The sequence below is a fragment of the Acidithiobacillus sp. genome, from assembly GCF_023256195.1.
Taxonomy (GTDB): Bacteria; Pseudomonadota; Gammaproteobacteria; order Acidithiobacillales; family Acidithiobacillaceae; genus Acidithiobacillus_A.
On sequence record NZ_JAGDWX010000010.1, the window covers coordinates 64,321 to 84,322 of the forward strand.

Annotated in this window: 14 protein-coding genes; 8 read left to right on the plus strand and 6 right to left on the minus strand. The window is 63.7% G+C overall.

Features of this window, described 5'->3' with window-relative positions; genetic code table 11:
• Positions 1-19 precede the first annotated feature (19 nt).
• Positions 20-1,402 (plus strand): APC family permease, encoded by a 1,383-nt coding sequence (locus Q0C23_RS01275; protein ID WP_291510562.1) that lies wholly within the window; start codon positions 20-22, stop codon positions 1,400-1,402.
• A 63-nt stretch (positions 1,403-1,465) separates the two neighbouring features.
• On the opposite strand, the gene purL is transcribed toward Q0C23_RS01275, so the two are convergent.
• Genes purL through dapA form a run of 5 tightly spaced genes read right to left on the minus strand, consistent with a single transcriptional unit; the run spans position 1,466 to position 9,442 of the window.
• Positions 1,466-5,341 carry a phosphoribosylformylglycinamidine synthase gene (purL, locus tag Q0C23_RS01280; protein WP_291510563.1) on the minus strand — a complete coding sequence of 1,292 codons (3,876 nt, stop codon included), beginning with the start codon at positions 5,339-5,341 and terminating at the stop codon, positions 1,466-1,468.
• Between the two features lie 6 nt (positions 5,342-5,347).
• Positions 5,348-6,067: a phosphoribosylaminoimidazolesuccinocarboxamide synthase gene (gene purC / locus Q0C23_RS01285; protein WP_291510564.1), complete on the minus strand. Its 720-nt coding sequence runs from the start codon at positions 6,065-6,067 to the stop codon at positions 5,348-5,350.
• Positions 6,064-7,371: an adenylosuccinate lyase gene (gene purB / locus Q0C23_RS01290; RefSeq protein WP_291510565.1), complete on the minus strand. Its 1,308-nt coding sequence runs from the start codon at positions 7,369-7,371 to the stop codon at positions 6,064-6,066. The genes purC and purB overlap by 4 nt, the downstream gene beginning before the upstream one ends.
• Complete coding sequence (gene bamC / locus Q0C23_RS01295; protein WP_291510566.1) at positions 7,368-8,525, minus strand: outer membrane protein assembly factor BamC; 1,158 nt, start codon at positions 8,523-8,525, stop codon at positions 7,368-7,370. Before bamC ends, purB begins: the two co-directional genes overlap by 4 nt.
• 2 nt (positions 8,526-8,527) lie before the next feature.
• Positions 8,528-9,442: a 4-hydroxy-tetrahydrodipicolinate synthase gene (dapA, locus tag Q0C23_RS01300; RefSeq protein ID WP_291510567.1), complete on the minus strand. Its 915-nt coding sequence runs from the start codon at positions 9,440-9,442 to the stop codon at positions 8,528-8,530.
• A 522-nt stretch (positions 9,443-9,964) separates the two neighbouring features.
• Here dapA and Q0C23_RS01305 point away from each other — a divergent pair.
• The 7 genes from Q0C23_RS01305 (at position 9,965) to Q0C23_RS01335 (ending at position 18,721) form a co-directional block, all read left to right on the plus strand.
• Entirely contained in the window at positions 9,965-11,497 is a 1,533-nt protein-coding gene (locus Q0C23_RS01305) for an MFS transporter (protein WP_291510568.1), read from the plus strand.
• Between the two features lie 387 nt (positions 11,498-11,884).
• A complete protein-coding gene (locus tag Q0C23_RS01310) occupies positions 11,885-12,655 on the plus strand; it encodes an alpha/beta fold hydrolase (protein ID WP_291510569.1) in 771 nt (256 codons plus the stop codon).
• Positions 12,656-12,759: 104 nt separating this feature from the next.
• Positions 12,760-13,050 (plus strand): co-chaperone GroES, encoded by a 291-nt coding sequence (groES, locus tag Q0C23_RS01315; protein ID WP_291510570.1) that lies wholly within the window; start codon positions 12,760-12,762, stop codon positions 13,048-13,050.
• A 47-nt stretch (positions 13,051-13,097) separates the two neighbouring features.
• On the plus strand, positions 13,098-14,747 hold the full coding sequence (groL, locus tag Q0C23_RS01320) for a chaperonin GroEL (protein WP_291510571.1): 1,650 nt from the start codon (positions 13,098-13,100) through the stop codon (positions 14,745-14,747).
• A gap of 126 nt (positions 14,748-14,873) precedes the next feature.
• Positions 14,874-15,476 carry a phosphoribosyltransferase family protein gene (locus Q0C23_RS01325; RefSeq protein ID WP_291510572.1) on the plus strand — a complete coding sequence of 201 codons (603 nt, stop codon included), beginning with the start codon at positions 14,874-14,876 and terminating at the stop codon, positions 15,474-15,476.
• Entirely contained in the window at positions 15,463-17,184 is a 1,722-nt protein-coding gene (gene cysC / locus Q0C23_RS01330) for an adenylyl-sulfate kinase (protein ID WP_291510573.1), read from the plus strand. Before Q0C23_RS01325 ends, cysC begins: the two co-directional genes overlap by 14 nt.
• Positions 17,168-18,721 carry an NFACT RNA binding domain-containing protein gene (locus Q0C23_RS01335; RefSeq protein ID WP_291510574.1) on the plus strand — a complete coding sequence of 518 codons (1,554 nt, stop codon included), beginning with the start codon at positions 17,168-17,170 and terminating at the stop codon, positions 18,719-18,721. Before cysC ends, Q0C23_RS01335 begins: the two co-directional genes overlap by 17 nt.
• Before the next feature lie 36 nt (positions 18,722-18,757).
• Here Q0C23_RS01335 and ccsB read toward each other — a convergent pair whose 3' ends face one another.
• Complete coding sequence (gene ccsB, locus Q0C23_RS01340) at positions 18,758-19,939, minus strand: c-type cytochrome biogenesis protein CcsB (RefSeq protein WP_291510575.1); 1,182 nt, start codon at positions 19,937-19,939, stop codon at positions 18,758-18,760.
• Positions 19,940-20,002: the final 63 nt, after the last annotated feature.

Below are 20,002 nucleotides of genomic sequence, written 5' to 3' on the forward strand. Positions count from 1 at the left end.
CCGCCACCCAGGAGTTATTTTGGTCACGGAAACAAGGAAAACTCCCACCGTCAGCAGCCGCGAAGTCTGGGGACATGCCGTCGCCAACATCACCCCCTCGGCCATGGCAGCCGTTACCGTCGCTCTGGTGGCCATTCACGGCGGCGCCTTCACCTGGCTTGCCTATCTGGTGACGGGCCTGCTGATGCTTGGAGTCGCCTGGCAGATGGGCATCCTGGCCCGCCATTTTCCGTCCGGGGCTTCTCTGTTCTCCTATCTTGCCCGCGGTCTGCACCCCGTGGCCGGGCTGGTCGCAGGCTTCAGCATGGTACTCGGCTACGGTGGTGCCCTGCTGGCGGCACCCTTGCTGGGCGGACTCTTCCTGGCCGAGGCCTTGAGAATTCTCGTCCCCCTACCCTTTTTTCCCACGGAGATACTGATCGCGCTGGTCTTTACGGGGGTGTCCTGGTACCTGGCGCGCCGAGGCGCAGAACTCTCCACCCGCTGGGGCTTGTGGATCGAGCTCTTTTCCTTGGCCTGTATTCTGCTGCTTGCCTTCTGGGTGCTGTGGCACTTTGGTTTTCGCGACCCCGCGCAGGTGGATTGGGGACAGTGGCGGCTGCGGCCTTTCCTGCAGGCGCTGGTCCTCTCCCTGCTGGCCTACGGTGGCTTCGAGACGGCCGGCAATCTGGTGGGCGAAGCGCGGCGACCGCAGAGCATTCCCCGGATCATGCTCAGCAGTGTGCTGCTGGTGGGCGGTTTCTTCGTCTTCATGGCCTATGTGGAGACTCTGGCCTTCGCCCGTCTCGGGCAGACCCTGGCCGACAGCAACGCGCCGCTGTCGCACATCGCCCGCGCGCTGGGACTACCGGAGCTCGCCATCGCCAGCGACCTGGCCATGGCCGCTGCCGCCTTCTCCGCCACCATCGCCACCTTCAACAGCATCTCTCGTATCTTTGCCGGCATGGCGGAGCGCGGCGTCCTGCCGGCGGCGCTGGCGCGCCGACATCCGCGCCACGCCACACCCAGCTTCGCTCTCGCCTTGCTCGCTGCCGTGGTACTCGCAGGCATTGCGACGGTGGCGCTGGGCCACTTTCGGGTGCTGAAGCTCGTCGATATCTTCGGCACCTTTACAGGCCTCAGCTTCGTGCTGCTCTACAGTCTCGCCAACCTGGCGGCGGCGCGCTGTCTCTTTCGCGCCGGTAACCCGTGGAGCTGGATGAGTCTGGGTCTTGCGGTGCTGACCATTCCCTTCCTGCTCGCCGTCCTCTGGGGGACCGTCTCACCCTGGCCCGGTGGCGGTGTCGGCCTGGCGGTGCTGGCATTCGCCGCCACCCTCACGGGCAGTCTGATCCTGGGTTGGTTCTGGGCGCGCAAGGCCCCAAAGCGTCTGCTCCAGGTGCTGGCAGTGGATCGTTCCTGAAACCCGGGGCGCGCACGCCGCCGGCCATCCGGTCGCCGTGCAAGACTCCGCGGCGCTATCCTGCTAGGCCAGAACCCGATAGGCGTTGTGGAAGAGCTCCATCCAGGGGGTCTCTTCGGGCCAGTCGTCCGGGCACCAGCTCATGTTGAGGCGGCGCTGGGTGCGCTCCGGGTGGGGCATGAGGATGGTCACCCGACCATCGGCATTGCACAGACCCGTGACGGCGCCGTCCGAGCCGTTGGGATTGGCAGGATAGTGCTGGGCGGGACGGCCATGGGCATCGACATAGCGCAGCACGATCAGGTCTTCGGGATGCGACCCGGAGGCGAATTCGGCCCGGCCCTCACCGTGGGAAACGACGATGGGTGCCTGCATACCGGCCAGCCCGGCAAAGAAAGGTGAGGCAGAATCCAAGACCTCCACCATGGCCAGACGGGCCTCAAACTGCTCCGAACGATTGCGCCGGAACTGCGGCCAATGCTCGGTACCCGGAATGATGTCGCGCAGTTGCGCCAGCATCTGGCAGCCGTTGCAAACGCCCAGGGCAAGACGCCCGGAGTCGGCAAAGAAATCGGCGAACTGCTGGCGCAGCTCGGGGTGGAAACGAATGGACTTGGCCCAGCCCGCACCGGCCCCCAGCACGTCTCCATAGGAGAAACCACCGCAAGCGGCAAAGAGGGGGAAATCCGTGATGCGTAGCCGCCCGGCGAGCAGATCGCTCATGTGCACGTCGACGGCCTCGAAGCCGGCCCGGTGGAAGGCCGCCGCCATTTCCAGCTGACCGTTCACGCCCTCTTCCCGCAGGATGGCCGCTCGCGGCCGCCCACCCACACGGACCCGAGGCGCCGAGTGACCAGAGCGCACTCCCGCGGAAAAGAGCGGCGGTCGGGTCGCCGCCACTTCGGCGTAGGCCTCGGCAGCACAGACGGGATCATCGCGCAGGGCCTGCAGGCGATAGCTGGGCTCGGCCCAAAGGCGCAGGAGATCGGCTGCGGACTCGCAAAGGATGGCCTGATCACCGTCCTGGACCTGCAGCTCCCAGAGCTCGCACATCACCTCGCCGATGGCCTGGAGCTCGGCCGCAAGGCCCAATTCCCCGGCGATGGCACGCAGACGCTCGCCATCGCGGCGGCGCACCTGCACCACAAACCCCGGCTCTTCGGCAAAGAGCCAGGCCCAGGCATCGGCTGCCGCGGGTAGATCCGCCCGGATGCCGAGACGACTGGCAAAGGACATCTCGCACAAAGTCGCCCAGAGACCACCGTCGCTGCGGTCGTGATAGGCCAGGACCAGCCCCTCGGCGCGCCAGCGGCGCAGGCACTCCAGAGCTGCCCGTAGCTGCTGAGGATGATCGAGGTCTGCCGGCGTACATCCCACTTCGCCCCGGATCTCGGCGAGTATGCTCGCTCCCAAGCGTCCGCGTCCCAGTTCCATGAGCCACAGCTGCGTGTCCTCTTCCGCCCGGAGCTGTGGAGTCCAGGTCGCCCGCACATCGCCCACAGGTGCGAAGGCGCTGATGACGAGACTCAAGGGGGCCACTACCTGCTTGGCTTGCCCCCGTTCGGTCCAGCGCGTCTGCATGGACAGCGAGTCCTTGCCCACCGGGATACTGAGATCCAGCTGCGGGCAGAGCTCCAGAGCCACGGCACGCACCGTGTCGAAAAGCTTGGCATCCTCTCCCGACTCGTCCACGGCCGCCATCCAGTTGGCCGAAAGCTTCACATCGCCAAGGTCGCGGACATCGGCGGCGAAGAGGTTGGTCAGGGCCTCGGCCACGGCCAGACGACCGCTGGCCGGACCGTCCAGGAGGGCTACGGGCGCCCGCTCGCCCAGGGCCATGGCCTCGCCGAAATGGGAACGAAAATCGGCGACGGACACCGCGCAGTCCGCTACGGGCACCTGCCAGGGCCCGACCATAGGGTCACGGGCGATGAGTCCGCCAACACTGCGATCGCCGATGGTGATGAGGAATTCCTTGCTGGCCACCGTCGGATGCTGGAGCACGGCGCGCGCCGCCGCTGTCAGGGTCCACTCGCCGAGGTGTAGGTCGGCCCCCTGGCGCCTGCGCCGTGTCGTCTCCCGACGCATGCGCGGCGGGCAGGCCAGCAAGGCACCGAGGTCCATACGGATGGGAGTGTTGGCAAAAAGGTTATCGTCTACCCGCAGTTCCTGGGCCTTGGTGGCCTCCCCCAGCACCGCCACCGGACATCGCTCCCGCGCGCAGAGGTCGAGAAAGTCTTGCAGACGCTTGGGCGACACGGCCAGGACATAGCGCTCCTGGGCTTCATTGCACCAGATCTCCATGGGCGACATGGCCGGATCCTCGTTGGGCACCAGCCGCAACTGCAGATGGCCGCCGCGCCCGCCATCGTGGAGAAGCTCAGGAATGGCATTGGCGAGCCCACCGGCACCTACGTCGTGGATGGACAGGATGGGGGAATCCTGGCCCATGGCGATGCAGCGCTCGATGACCTCTTGGGCGCGCCGCTGCATCTCCGGATTGCCCCGCTGCACCGAGGCAAAATCCAGAGCCTCTGAGCTGCTGCCGCTGGCCTGACTGGAGGCGGCACCGCCACCCAGGCCGATGAGCATGGCCGGACCACCCAGCACGAGAATCTTGGCGCCGATGGGCAAAGATTCCTTATGGATCAGGCTGGGGCGAATCTGACCCAGGCCTCCGGCCAGCATGATGGGTTTGTGATAGCCCCAGTGCACCTGGTCGAAATCCGCCTCGAACACGCGCAGGTAGCCCGCTGTGGCGGCGCGCCCGAACTCGTTGTTGAAAGCGGCCGCACCGATGGGTGCTTCCAGCAGGATGTCCAGACTGGAGCGGATCCGCGCCGGGCGCCCGTAATCCTTTTCCCAGTGCTGTACGAAGCCCGGGATGCGCAGATGCGACACGGAAAACCCCGAAAGCCCCATCTTGGGTTTGCCACCACGACCGGTGGCGCCTTCATCGCGGATCTCGCCACCACTGCCCGTGGCAGCGCCCGGGAAAGGCGATATGGCCGTGGGATGGTTGTGGGTTTCCACCTTCATCAGGATGGCGCCCGCTTCGCGCACTTCGCCGTAGACCCCGTCGACGCCCGCGTGGAAGTAGGAGCCAGGCGCTGCCGCTGCCATGACCGCCGCATTGTCCTTGTAAGCCGACAGCGTTCCCCGAGGGTGCAAGCGATGGGTCTCGCGGATCATGGCAAAGAGGCTCTGCTCCCGGGCCACCCCGTCGATGACGAACTCGGCATTGAAGACCTTGTGGCGGCAGTGCTCGGAGTTGGCCTGGGCAAACATCATGATTTCGGCGTCGCTGGGGTCTTCAGCGCGCCCGGCAAAGATCTGCGCCAGGTACTCCATCTCCGCCTCGTTGAGAGCCAGGCCGAGGCGCGCGTTGGCCGCTTGCAGCGCCCCCATACCATCGCGGTGCAGGGGAATACGTTGCAGCGGTCGCGGTGCCGGGTGCTGAAAGAGCCGATGAGACTCGCTCCAATCGGGCAGGATCGACTCCGTCATGGGGTCGTGCAGCAGGTCAAGCGCGTCATCCAGGGGCAGCGTCACGCCGGCCTCAGCCTCCATCTGCAGAAACCAGGCGCGACCGCGCTCGACGCGGGTGACACTGGACAAACTGCAGGAGTGGGCGATTTCCGTCGCCTTGGTGGACCAGGGAGAAATCGTACCGAGACGCGGTACGACGCAGACCTCGGCAAGACGACCTTCTGGCGGGGCTGAAAAGGCCTCATCGTAGGTCAACAGCGCCTGGAGTCTTGCCTGTTCCTCGGCACTCAGGGGCCCCAGACTCTGTACGAGGTGGACGAACTGGGCGGAGACCGCCACGATGGGCAGTCCCGCATCGCGCAGACGGCGCAGGACCGTGTTGCAGCGAAACGCCGATAGGGCACGCGGCCCCCGCAGGACCTGGTAGCAGTGCAAGGATCCGGGAGTCATCGGCGGCTAGGCGTCCGTGGCAATACCAAGCCGGTGCGCCACCTCGATGTAGGCCTCGACCACACCGCCAAGGCCTCGCCGAAAGCGATCCTTGTCCATTTTTTCCTGACTCTGTGCATCCCAGAGCCGGCAGCCATCGGGACTGAATTCATCTCCCAGGAGGATCTCACCGCCCGCGCGGCCGAATTCCAGTTTGAAATCCACGAGAACGAGTCCGGCATCGGCAAAACGGGCGCTGAGCAGGGTGTTGACCCGCTGTGTCCAGTGCTCCATGAGCTCTACTTCCGTAGTGCTGGCGTAGCCGAAGGTGCGCATGTGCGAACGATTGATCATGGGATCGTGCAGCGCATCGTTCTTCAGAAAGAACTCCAGTACCGGCGGCTCCAGCAATCGGCCCTCTTCAATACCCAGACGGCGACAGAGGGAGCCAGCGGCGCGATTGCGCAGCACCGACTCCACCGGGATCATGTCCAGACGGCGCACCAGGCTGCGCCGCGCATCCAGACGCCGCACGAAGTGGGTAGGCACCCCGTGCTCCTGCAGATAGGTCTGAATGTAGGCATTGAAGGCATTGTTGATCTCGCCCTTGCGCGCCAGCTGCTCGCGCTTTTCGCCGTCGAAGGCCGAGGTGTCGTCCTTGAAGAAGAGCACCAGGGTATCGGCATCGTCCCCCGGATAGAGGATCTTGGCCTTGCCTTCGTAGATCGCCGCGGGTGCTTCGCTCATTGCGGACGCCCCTCCGGGAATACCCGAGCGAATATGGTATCGATGGCCTTGCGGTGGTAATCGAGGTCAAAAAGCGCTGCCAGCGCTTCCCGACTGAGGTAGCGCCCGATCTCTTGATCCTCGGCCAGCAGATCCTGGAACTCGCCACCGGACTCCCAGACCCGCATGGCATGCTTTTGCACCAGCCGGTAGGCATCTTCGCGCAGCATGCCTTTTTCCGTCAGCGCCAGGAGCACCCGCTGGGAAAAGATCAGACCGTGGGTGCGGCCCAGATTTTCCAGCATCCGCTGCGGATAGACCACCAGGCCCTCCAGCAGGCCACTGGCACGGTGCAGCATGAAATCCAGAACGATGCAGGCATCGGGACCGATGACACGTTCGACGCTGGAGTGGGAGATATCGCGCTCGTGCCACAGGGCGATATCCTCCAGGGCCATGCCGGCATAGCCACGCATGAGCCGCGCCAGCCCCGTGAGATTTTCCGAGAGGATGGGATTGCGTTTGTGCGGCATGGCCGAGCTGCCTTTCTGGCCGATGGTGAAAGGCTCTTCTGCCTCGAGGACCTCGGTGCGCTGCAGATGCCGAATCTCGACAGCGATCTTTTCCAGGGATCCGGCGATCACCGCCAGCGTCGAGAAGAATTGTGCGTGCCGGTCGCGCGAGATCACCTGGGTGCTGGCGGGCTCCACCTGCAGACCCAGCTCGGCACAAACCTGGGCCTCGATGGCCGGATCGATGTGGGCGAAGGTACCCACGGCACCCGACAGCATGCCGACGGAGACCGTGGCGATGGCATCGCGCAGACGCTGCAGATTGCGCTGCGCCTCGGCCCGCCACACCGCCACCTTCAGACCGAAGGTAATGGGCTCGGCGTGGATGCCGTGGGAGCGGCCGATCATGACGCTGTCCTTGTACTCCCAAGCCAGACGCACCAAAGCCCGATCCAGGCGTTGCAGGCCGGTCTCCAGCAGCTGCCCAGCCCGGCGCAGCTGCAGGGCAAAGCCCGTATCCACCACATCGGAAGAGGTCAGGCCCTTGTGGATGAAGCGGCTGGCTGGCCCCACGTGCTCCGCCACCGAGGTGAGGAAGGCGATCACGTCGTGTTTGACCTCCGCCTCGATCTCGGCGATGCGCTGGGCGTCGAAGTCGGCCTTGGCTTCGATCTCCGCCAGCGCCTCCGCTGGAATCTCGCCGCGCGCGGCCATGGCCCGACAAGCCGCCAACTCCACCTCCAGCCAGGCCCGATACTTGGCGTTCTGGTCCCAGAGAACCCCCATTTCGGGGCGGGTGTAGCGCTCGATCATGCCTTGCCCTGATCTTTCGGGCTCAGGGCGCTCTGCAGGCGGTCGAGAATGTCGATAGCCGCCTTCTGGCCGTCCTTACCCTCGTCGCTGGGAGCTTCGGTTTCCAACACACTGCCCTCGTTGTCCTTCATGCGCAGCAGCTTGACGGTGACATCCAGCGGCTTGGTCTTTTTCGACCCACCGAAAATATGGGTGATCTTGTACCAGGCTTGGCTGAACATATTGCCCACCATGCCGCCGGAATGCTGCGACTCGCCACTGCCCGCGCGCACTTGCACCGACCAGACGCCGACGCCCTCTTGGGTGACCGGATGGTCCAGACCACGCAGCGCCATGGCCACGGCCGGCTCCGCCTTCTCCGGCACTTGGTCCAGCACCAGATAGGGTCCGAGATCGTCGCGATAGCGAGTGACCTTGATCACCGGCATCTCAGCCAGGATCACCGAGCGTTCCAGCTGCTGCCGCACGGCCTCGAGCAGGTCCCGGTTGCGGCTGGCTTCCGGGGTCTGCTTGCGCCAGTTGATGGTGCTGCCCTCGGGATTGTTGAGGTAGCGCTCCTGCTCCAGGTGCAGCTCTTTTTGCCCATCCGCGGCGGCGACCAGTCGGAAGCGATAGCGCATCTTGTGGCTGGGCGCCAGGGCCGTGCCGAAAATGCGGCTGATACCGGAACGCGTATACTGCCATCCCGTATCCAGGGTGCCCGCTTCCGCGGAGAATTTTTCTACCGGGATCTTGTCCTTGGCGAGCACTGCGCGCACCGCCTTCCATATCTGGTCGTCGCTGGCCGAGGTCACGAGATAGAGGTCTGCACCCTGGCCCGCCACCTGCGCCGACACGCCCGGTAGCGTCTTTTCCTCGATAGGCTTCTCACCCGGCGCCACCCTGGGCACGAACAGGCCGTAGCCGCCGGAACTGCGCGCTCCCGATACCTCGCTAGCCACTTCACCGGCCGTCACCGGTCCGCCGGGGACCGTCACCCCCGGCGCCGGCGCCTGGGCCAGCAGGTCGGGCGGAACCTCCAGAGGCTTCATCAGCTTGGCATCCTGATAATTCGGACCCGTGTTGCTCTTGAAGAAGGGTAGATAGGAACAGCCGCTCAAAGCGACCGTGGCGAGGGTGGCTACGGCAATGCTACGGCCCAGCTTACGGCCCATGATCAATGCGCTCCTTGAGGGGCGGAGGGAGAAACCAGGCACTGTGCCTGCACCAGACTCTGGCGCAGGCGCTCGTGCAGTGTTTCGGACAGAGGCAGCAGGGGCAGACGGATACCGCCGGGAATCCGCCCCATCTCCTGCAATGCCCACTTCACAGGGATCGGATTGGATTCCAAGAACAGGTCGCGATGCAGCGGCACCAGCCGGGCATTGATCGCGCGCGCCTCGGCGAAATCCCCGGCCAGAGCCGCCGTCATGAGATTCGCCATGGCCTTGGGCGCAACGTTGGCCGTCACCGAGATCACCCCGTGGGCGCCGAGAGCCACCGCAGCCAGGGCCTCACCATCGTTACCACTGTAGACGCGGATGGTTGCCGAGTGCTCCTCACACCGTGCCAGAATCTCCGCTACGCGATCCACGTGGCCGCTGGCTTCCTTGATACCGACGATGCACGGGCGTACCGCCAGCCTCGCCACCGTCTCCGGAAGGATATCCCCGGCGGTCCGCCCGGGCACGTTGTACAGAATCATGGGGAAGTGGCAGGCATCGGCGACGGCAAGATAGTGCCGATAGAGTCCTTCCTGGGTCGGTTTGTTGTAGTAGGGGCTGACCAGCAGAGCGGCATCGGCCTGCACGTCCATGGCCGCCTTGGTCAATTCGATGGCCTCTGCCGTCGAATTGGCGCCGGTGCCGGCGATGACGGGAATCCGGCCCCGGCTTTGCTGGACGATGGTGCGGATGACCTCCACGTGTTCCCGAACATCCAGGGTAGCCGACTCACCCGTGGTACCCACCGCCACGATGGCGTGCGTGCCCTCGGCCACATGCCATTCCACCAGATCTCTCAAGGCCTTGAAATCTATGGATCCGGACGAATCCATAGGGGTGACGAGCGCCACCATACTGCCGTGAAACATTCGAGCTCCTGCGCATGCCTGCTCTGCAGTGTAAAGGCAGATGGTACTTGTCGCGCCCCAACCTTGGCAAGGTCGCGGGCCGACTCGGACCGATCCTGGCGGCGCTGCCGCGGGTGCGGCGCCCTTGCCGTCAGGCGCTGTCGCGACACGCGAGTGCCGAAGGAACCGAGCTCGGGCCAGCGAACCCCACCGCAACGTAAGGCAGCGCCGATTTACCGGTCCCTGTACCGGGGTGGAGAGATATCCATCTTCGCAGGGACGACCGGTCAACATGCCATGTATTGCGGCCACGATCCAATAGCCATGACGTCGTCCAATGCCTCTGGAAAATGACAGACTACAGGATAAGGTTCGCCCAGAATAACTCTATAAAAAGATATATAATTCTACAATTAATTGTAATTTATAACAATAATTTGACCGTCCTTCCATCGTATGTTTTCCTGAAATAGGTCTTCGTTGTCAACGTCTATCATCATCAAATGCAACGAATCCTACCTTCTATCGCTAGGGAGATACATCATGAACGACCAAAATCCACGTCGATCCCGACGCTCGGAGCGAGTCGCGGCGGTGTTGCGACGCATCAATGAACTCGTGCGCATTCCTCGCCTGCGTCTGCGCCACATCACCATCGTGGAACCCAAGACCTTCCGCACGGCCATGACCGGCATGATCGTCGGCAATTTCATGGAGTGGTTCGACGTCGGCGTCTACGGTTATCTGGCCGTCATCATGGGCCAGCTGTTCCTCTCCGGGGCCAGCCCCTCGCTGCAGATATTGTTCAGCCTCGGCGTCTTCGCGGTCACCTTCGTGGCTCGGCCCTTCGGCGGTATGTTCTTTGGCTGGTTGGGCGACAAGGTCGGACGCAAGAAGGTTCTGGCGACGACTCTGCTGATGATGGCCGGATCCACTTTTCTCATCGGCCTGCTCCCGACCTACGACCGCATCGGCGTGCTGGCACCCGCGGCGCTGGTCCTACTGAAGCTGCTGCAGGGCTTCTCTACCGGCGGTGAATATGCCGGAGCCACGACCTTTATCAGTGAATACGCTCCGGATAAACGTCGCGGCTTCCTCGCCAGCTTTCTCGACCTCGGCAGCTACATGGGTTTTGCGGTCGGCGCGGCTTTGGTCTCGCTCTTGCAGATCTTTTTGGATCCCCGGGACATGCTGGCCTACGGCTGGCGGATTCCCTTCCTCGTCGCCGGACCTCTCAGTCTCTTTGCCATCTACTTCCGGATGCGCGTCGAGGAATCTCCGGCCTTTCGGGAGCTGCTGCACGAGGGCGACCAGGAGGCCAGCACCTCCCCCGAGAGCACGAACCCCGTGGCCGTGATCCGCGGCTACTGGCGGCCCATTCTCGTGGCCATGGGCCTGGTGGCCGCGACCCAGACCGTGGGTTACGCCCTGACCTCCTACATGCCCACCTATTTCACCAAGGTACTGAACTACGATGCGGCGCACGGCACCTTGTTGACGGTGCCGGTGATCGCCTTCATGGCGCTGAGCCTGCCCTTCGTCGGCCGTCTCTCCGATCGTACCGGCCGTCGCCCCATGCTCTGGACCGGCTCTGCCATCACCATCCTTTTGTCGGTACCGGCTTTCGCGCTCATGGGTCTGGGACACACCTGGTCGTCCCTGGCCGGGCTCTTCGTCATGGCCGTGGCCGCCACCTTCTATACGGCCAACCTCGCTTCCTCCCTGCCGTCACTCTTTCCCACCTCCCACCGCTATGGTGGCATGGGTATCGCCTTCAATATCTCCGTGGCGCTTTTCGGTGGAACGACACCGTTCATCATCGAATCCCTCGTACAGGCCACGGGCAACCATTTTGCGCCGGCTTACTACCTGATGTTCATGTCCGTCATCGGCGCCATATCCATCTACTTCATGCCCGAGTCGGCACGGCGTCCCCTGCCGGGCTCCATGCCCATTGTCGGCAGTGTCGATGATGCGAAGGAACTGGTGGCAACGCAGCGGGAGAACCCGGATCTCGTGGTGCACGAGCTCCCCTTTCCCGACGAGGACGGCACCGTAGGATCCGGACCGCACTGAGCCTGGGAGCGTGTCTCTGGCGATAGCGTCCTGCCCCCCTACAAGCTGCCCACCAGGCATGGGGTCCGCCTGGTGGGCGTATCCGCAGAGGCTCAGCAAGCTATCCACCCTTCGGGGGAACTTTATCGCGACCCCATGCTCTAACTTCCTGCAAGCAGCTGTGATGGTTGCGAGCGCATGTTTCTTCCTCCTTTGGTGGTTTTGGGCGAGACTCCGGTCTCGCCCTTCTTTTATCTTCCGACCGGTCAGCATGTAGTTGCATGCTTCCTGGACCTTTGCTAATATTGTCCTGCAGCCAAGTGCTGGTTGCGAGCGCATGTTTCTTTCCTCCTTTGTGGTTTTAGGGGCGTCCTTGACGCCCCTTTTTTACGGTCTCAAGCTGGTGTCATGCAGCTGGAAGAAGATTCCTTGATACTCCGCCACGTTCGTGGCGAGCGCATCCGTGGCCGCTGGCGGGACGCTGGCTCCAGCCCCGTGGGCATATTCCTGCCGGGCTTTGCATCGCACATGGGCGGCAGCAAGTCTCTGCTGCTCGCGCGCTTCGCCCAACAGCAGGGCTGGTCCTGGCTGCGTTTCGACTATCGCGGAGTGGGCGAGTCCGACGGCGCCTTCGCCGAACTCACCCTCTCCCGCTACCTGGAAGATCTGGCGCTGGTGCTGGAGTTCCTCCAGGATCGACCGGTGCTCCTGGTGGGCTCCAGCCTGGGGGGCTGGGTGGCCGCACTGGCCGGGGTGCGCTGGCCGCAACGCATCCGTGCCCTGCTGCTCATAGCTCCCGCCTTCAACTTCATCCCCCTGCTCTTCGCCGCACTCCCCGCCGCCGAGCAGGAGCAGTGGCGAGAAACAGGTCTGCGCCGCTGGCGCGACCCCTACGGTCTGGGAGAACTGGAAATGCGTTATGACCTGGTGGCCGACAGCACCCAGTACGACCTTTTCCGGGAGCCGCCCAGCTATCCCTTCCCCGTTCACATCCTGCACGGCAGCGCCGACGAGGCCGTGCCTTTGCAGCGCAGCTTCGACTTTGCCGCACGGGCCCAGGCCAGGCCCTTGTGCGTTGAACACCTGCCCGGGATCGACCACCGTTTGCAGGGAGCCGATACCGCACTGCTGCGCGCCAGCCTCCACCTCTACCGTAGCGTCGTTCCACATCGGCCTTGACAGGCCATACACAATCTTTATCATTAGCACTCGATGGCAGCGGCTGCTAACACGCTGTCAGTGAGGATCTGTCCCAACAATCCAGTCACACGAGGAAATGCTTTATGAAACTGCGTCCTTTGCACGATCGCGTCGTCATTCGCCGTCTGGAAGAAGAACAGAAAACCGCCGGTGGCATCATCATCCCCGATACGGCCAAAGAGAAGCCCGTCCAGGGTGAGGTGGTGGCCGTGGGTAACGGCAAGATCCTGGAAGACGGCAAGGTCCGCGCTCTGGATCTGAAGCCCGGCGATCGGGTGCTCTTTGCCAAGTATGCCGGCACCGAGATCAAGGTCGAGGGTGAGGAGCTGCTGGTCATGCGCGAAGACGACGTCATGGCCGTGGTCGACAAGTAATCCCCAACGCCATTTCCATTCTTCCAAACCATTGATGAGGTGAGTATATGCCAGCCAAACAAGTAGCTTTTGCCGAACACGCCCGCGAGAAGATGCTGCGCGGTGTCAACGTTCTTGCCGATGCCGTCAAGGTCACCTTGGGCCCCAAGGGCCGCAACGTGGTTCTGGACAAGTCCTTCGGCGCCCCGACCATCACCAAGGATGGCGTGTCCGTAGCCAAGGAGATCGAACTGGCGGACAAGTTCGAGAACATGGGCGCACAGATGGTCAAGGAAGTCGCCTCCCAGGCCTCCGATGAGGCCGGTGACGGCACCACCACCGCCACGGTTCTGGCGCAGGCCATCATCCGCGAGGGCATCAAGGGTGTCATCGCCGGCATGAATCCCATGGACCTCAAGCGCGGTATCGACAAGGCCGTCCACGTCGTGGTCGAGGACCTCAAGAAGCAGTCCAAGCCCTGCAAGACCCAGAAGGAAGTGGCCCAGGTAGGCACCATCTCCGCCAACTCCGATGAGTCCATCGGCAAGATCATCGCCGAGGCCATGGAAAAGGTAGGCAACGAAGGCGTCATCACCGTCGAGGAAGGCTCCGGCTTCGAGAACGAGCTGGATGTGGTGGAAGGCATGCAGTTCGACCGCGGCTACATCTCGCCCTACTTCGTCAACAATCAGGACAAGATGACCGCCGAGCTGGAGAACCCCTATATCCTCCTGCACGACAAGAAGATCTCCAACATCCGCGACATGCTGCCGGTGCTGGAGCAGGTAGCCAAGGGCGGTCGTCCGCTCCTGATCATCGCCGAGGACGTCGAGGGTGAGGCCCTGGCAACCCTGGTGGTCAACAGCATGCGCGGCATCATCAAGGTAGCGGCGGTCAAGGCGCCAGGCTTCGGCGATCGGCGCAAGGCCATGCTGGAAGACATGGCCATCCTCACCGGTGGTCGGGTGATTTCCGAGGAAGTGGGCATGAAGCTGGAAAGCGCCAGCCTCAATGACCTGGGTCAGGCCAAGAAGGTGACCATCAGCAAGGAGAACACCACCATCATCGACGGCCACGGCCAGCAGAGCGAGATCAAGGCGCGCGTGGAGCAGATCCGTCGGCAGATGGAAGAAGCGACCTCCGACTACGACAAGGAGAAGCTCCAGGAGCGGGTGGCCAAGCTCGCTGGCGGTGTCGCGGTCATCAAGGTGGGCGCCGGCTCCGAGATCGAGATGAAGGAAAAGAAGGCCCGGGTGGAAGACGCCCTGCACGCCACCCGTGCGGCGGTGGAGGAAGGTATCGTCGCCGGTGGCGGTGTCGCCCTGATCCACGCCCGCCACGCGCTGGAGAAAGTCAAGGTGGACAACCACGATCAGGAGATGGGTGTAGCCATCATCCGTCGTGCCATCGAGGAGCCTCTGCGCCAGATCGTTGCCAACGCCGGTGGCGAGGGCAGCGTAGTCCTCAACAAGGTCTTGGAAGGCAAGGCTGGGCACGGCTTCAACGCGGCGACGGGCGAATACGGTGACATGTTCGAGATGGGCGTCATCGACCCCACCAAGGTCACCCGTACGGCGCTGCAGAAGGCCGCGAGCGTTGCCGGCCTGATGATCACCACCGAGGCCATGATCACCGAACTGCCCAAGAAGGAAGACAAGGGCGGTGCCGGCGGCGACATGGGTGGTATGGGCGGCATGGGTGGTATGGGCGACTTCTAAGTCCCCCACTACCTGGCTACCGGAAAGGCCCCTTCGGGGGCCTTTGCTTTTGCATCCCTCAACCATTTGAACGGTGCGCCCCCGTCACGGCTGTGGCAAAATGGAAGCCAGAAAGGAGAACCATAGATGGTCCAGACCCAACACCGCGGCGCCACCCACCGATTGGACATTCAGGGTGTGGTGCGCGATCTTCCCCTCTTTCCCGTAGCACCCGACCTCGCCATCGCCGTGCTCAATATTCTGGGCGATGTCGAGCTGTGCGAGGCGGCCGCCCGAGGCCTGACCGAGGCGCTGCAGGGTCTCGACTACGATTGCCTGGTCACGGCCGAAGCCAAGAGTATCCCGCTGGCTTATGCCATGGCCCGTCAGACCGGCAAGACCCATGCCGTGCTGCGCAAACAGTACAAGAGCTACATGGGCGAGGCCTTGCAGAGCACCAGCCACTCCATCACCACCGGTCACCCGCAGAAGCTCTACCTGGACGCCAAGGATCGTCCCCGGATTGCGGGGCGTCGGGTCGTTCTGGTGGATGACGTCATCAGCACGGGCTCTACCCTCAGCGCCATGGAGACCCTCATGACCGAGGCGGGCGCCCTCGTCGTCGCCCGCGCTGCCATCTGCACCGAAGGGGACGCGGATCGCTGGCGGGATGTCGTGGCCTTGGCCCACCTACCGCTCTTCCCATGGCCGGCAGCAGCGTCCACCGGGGACGACCATGACGCGCCCTAGTGCGGGCCCTAATGCGGGCCCTGGTCCGAGCCTACCCGGGTCTATCACGGCCGATGCCGTGCACGTGCTGAGCGAACGGCAGCGCTGCGATCTGGAACTCCTGCTCAGCGGCGCCTTTGCCCCTCTGACGGAATTCATGGACGAGCAGACCTGGCAGTCCGTCTGTGAACGCCAGCGTTTGCCCGACGGCCGACTCTGGCCCATGCCCGTGACCCTGGAAGTGGAGGAGACGACGGCAGCGCGTCTTGGCCCCGGCGCCATCCTGCGCCTGGAGCGCAACGACGGCACACCCCTGGCACGCATGACCGTAGCCAGCCTCTACCGCCCCGATCGCCACTGGGAAGTGCAGCAGATCTACGGCAGCAAAGACCGTCGCCATCCCGGTGTGGCGGAGACCCTGGACCGCCTGCCCGTCAACATCGCCGGAAGCGTGGAGCCCTGGGACGACGGCGCCCTGGAACGGGCCGCCGCCGTCGACTTCCCACCGGAGTATCGCGGCCCGGCACAAGTCCGCGCCGAACTGGCCGACGCCCCTGCCCTCGCCTTTCAGACCCGCAATCCGCTCCACCACGCCCACATCGCCATCACCCGGACAGCCCTGGAAGGACTGGGGCCACGGGCGCGGCTCCTCCTGCACCCGGCCATCGGCCCGACGCGCCCGGGAGATGTAGAGGCCTCCTGGCGGATGCGTGCCTATCGAGCGGTGCTGAACCACTATCCCCGTGCCCGGGTACTGCTATCGCCACTGCCTTTGGCCATGCGCATGGCCGGGCCCCGGGAAGCGCTGTGGCATGCCCTTATCCGGCGCAATTTTGGCGCCAGTCATTTTCTCATCGGTCGCGGCCACGCGGATCCGGGGCATTGGCAGGGCGGGCTGTTCTATCCGCCCTTTGCGGCCCAGGAGTGGGTCGCCGCGCATCGCGATGAACTGGGCATCGAGCCGGTCTTCATGCCCGAGTACGCCTACTCTCGGGCGCGGCAAAGCTATGTGCCCGCCGCCGAGGCCAACGGCGAGCGTCTCGAAGGCATTTCCGGTTCGGAGCTGCGCCGGCGTCTTGCCGCCAACGAAGAGATACCCCCCTGGTTCTCACCGCCGGAGGTCATCCGTATCCTCCGCCAGGCCTACCGGGGTGCCGATCGACGCGGGCTCGTGCTGTGGTTCACGGGACTGTCCGCCAGTGGCAAAAGCACCCTGGCCGGGATGCTGGCGCGGCAACTGGAAATCCATGACGAGCGCGCGGTGACCTTGCTGGACGGTGATGTGGTTCGTCGCTTTCTCTCCAAAGGTCTGGGGTTTGGCCGCGAGGACCGCGACGAAAACATCCGTCGCATCGGTTTTGTCGCAAGCCTCGTGGCGCGGCACGGCGGTATCGCCATCGTCGCCGCCATTTCCCCCTATCGCGATGCACGTGCCGAGGCCCGCCGACTGGTGGAAGAGGCCGGCGGCGCCTTCGTGGAGATCCACGTGGCCACTCCCCTCTCGGTTTGCGCTGCCCGTGATCCCAAGGGCCTTTACGCCCGTGCCCTGGCGGGAGAGATTCGCTCCTTCACCGGCGTCGACGACCCTTATGAAGCACCGGAGCATCCGGACATCCGCATCGATACCAGCCACCTGGAGGGCCAGGCAGCTCTGCGCCTGCTGCTGGATAAACTGACCGGGCTCGGTATCCTGGGCCCTGGCGACAGCCATCGTGAACCCGGCTCGTGATCCCACTCTGTCCATGGATACCCTGCAGTTATGGACAGCCGCCCGTTACATCGCGCCGCTGGCCACTGGGGCCACCCTGCGCGAGGCAGAACTTGGCTCCGGCTGGCTACGCCTGTGCCTCGGCACGCAGGTCAACCTGGTCATCGCCCAGCACCGGGCACCTCTCGGGCTCTGGCTTGCCGGTCCCTGTCCGCGCCTGCGAAATGCGCATCCGAACGTCCCAGGGCAGCTCCTGCGCGGTTTTCAACTGCAACAGATCGATGTGCCCTGGGCCGACCGGATCCTGCAGCTGACGTGGCAGCGAGTAAGCATTACCAAAGAAACGCAGCGTCGCCGGCTCATTGCCGAGTGTTTTGGCGGACGCGGCAACCTGGCCGTCACCGATGAGGACGGGGCCATCCTCTGGGCCTGGCGCTGGGACCGACTCGATAGCACGGGATTACGCTTCCTGCCGGGGCACGGCTACGTCCCGCCCACGAGATCTGCGGTTCCCGCCCCGTCGTTCGTCGATGCCTTGCGGGAGCCGCTGCAGCTCATCGCCCCCCGCATCCGCGCCCAGGCAGAGGCGGCATTCCTGGATTCCGCCCGTCTGGCGGAAACGTTGCGGGCGCGTTATTCAGATCCGGACAGCGACTGGTTTGAGTGGCGCTCCGCCGATGCTGGGGTCCTGCGCTACCCTCTTCGGCTGCATACGCAGGACTCCGCCATCCCGACTGAAGCAGCGCTGCGCCTCGCCGCAGCCCCCTGGGACGAGGAGGCCGCCGGCGCCGCGGACTCTCTAGCGCCGCATCGACAAGCGCTGCAGCACCTGGAGCGGCGTTTAGAGAAGGTCCGGGGTGATCTGCTTCGCTGGCAGAATATACCCGATTCCTGGCAGCGCGACGCCGAGGCGCTCTTCCGCCTCCCCGACGCCACACACCCCGGTGGCGAGGTGGAGGTGACCGACTATCGCAGCGACGGTATCGGCCGCAGAACCATTTCGGTACCTGCCGGATACCGCCTGCACGACTATGCTCGCCATATGTTACGACAACGCCAGCGGGCGCAACGCGGTCGCGCGGCCTGCGCCGAGCAGCTAGCGAAGTTGGAACAAGAACGCGCCCGTCTGCTTCACACACCGTCCGAGGACGCGCCGGGCCCCACAGAAAAACCCAGGGATCCGCGCCGTCTACCACAAAACAGCAGCCCTGCCATCGAGTCCAAGGAAGTCGACGGCTTCGAGATCCTCTGGGGTCGTAACGCCAAGGCCAACGACCATCTCACCTTTCGTCTGGCCCAGCCCTGGGATCTCTGGTTTCACGTGCAGGATCATCCGGGTAGCCACGTCCTCCTGCGCCGCCCTCGAGATCGCGCCGTCCCCGACGCGGTGCTGGAAGCGGCCGCCCAGACCGCACTACAGTTTAGTAACATTCAGGCAAAAAGTGCCGACGTCGACTGGACCGAAGTGCGTCACCTCAAGCGTCACCCCAGCGGTTCGCCGGGCCGCGTCCTGTACCGGCGTTTTCAGACGCGCCACGTGCGGCGCAGCAGCTCCTGACAGGGCGGGATACCCTATATCGGGATGCTTCGGCCATCAGAGTTTGGCATAGGAGTGTAGACCGCCCAGGAACAGGTCGACACCAATGAAGCAGAAGGTAACCGTCACCAGGCTGATCACCGACCACCACGCCAGGGTATGTCCCGTCGGCCGCGCCGAGCTCTTCCGCGAACGGAGGTGCAGAAAGGCAGCATAGTTGAGCCAGACGATGAGGGCCCAGGTCTCCTTGGGGTCCCAGGACCAGAATCCGCCCCAAGCCTTGGCTGCCCAAATGGCGCCGAGAATGGTACCCGCCGTGAAAAATAGGAAGCCGAACATGATCATGGAGCTCATGATACGCTCCAGGCGTTTCAAGTCGGGCAAGCGTTCCGCCAAGACCGTACCCAGCCGCCCCGCCCGTTCGCGCAAGAGATAGGCCAGTCCGACCATGGCCGCGAGATAGAAATTTGCATACGCGATGAACTCACAGGGTACGTGAATCTTGATCCAAAAACTTTGCAATGCCGGTATGACGGGTTGGATCTGATTCTGATGATAGGCGATGCCCACCCACACCAGAAAAATATCGGCCAACAGAATCATCGGCATGGCAAAGGCACCCAGCCCGCGCTTTTTTTCCTGGGATTCATAGTAGAGGTAGAACAATGCCGTGGTCGTACACAAGAGCACCATGGCATCGTACATATTGGTAACCGGGATGTGCCCCCAGCCAGGGTGCCCCACATAGGTCTGCTTCCAACGAATTGCCAGCCCCGCATAGCCCAGGACCACTGCAACCCAGGCAAAACGATGCCCCCAGTCGCCACTAAGCTGATGTCCGGCATAGAGATAGCGGTAATAACCCACCGCGCTTAACGCAATGGCCAGACTCATCCAGTAGAACATGGAAGTACTTTGAAAAATCCAGTACAGCAGGGCACTGGTCCTTGCCGTATAGCCTAGATCGTACAGTGCCACGCCCGGCGCTGCCACCGCCAGCACCACCAGAAACAGCCGGCGAAATGCAGGCCAGCGTAAACCGAACCACATCAGGCCGGCATACCATATTCCCAAAATGATATATTGCCAAAGCCAGAAATCGGCACGGAACCACCACCACACCGACACGGACCCGAGGGTGAGAAAAGCTACCCAGATACGTCTCTGCCATTTTTCCTGCGCTACGTAACCGCTGAAGCTTTCTCTCAGTTGCCCTATGTCCGCCGTATCCAAAGCCATAAATACCTCCTCTCACGGTCACGAGTTCACCGCGGCTTGCGCCCAGGACCCCGTGACCCACAG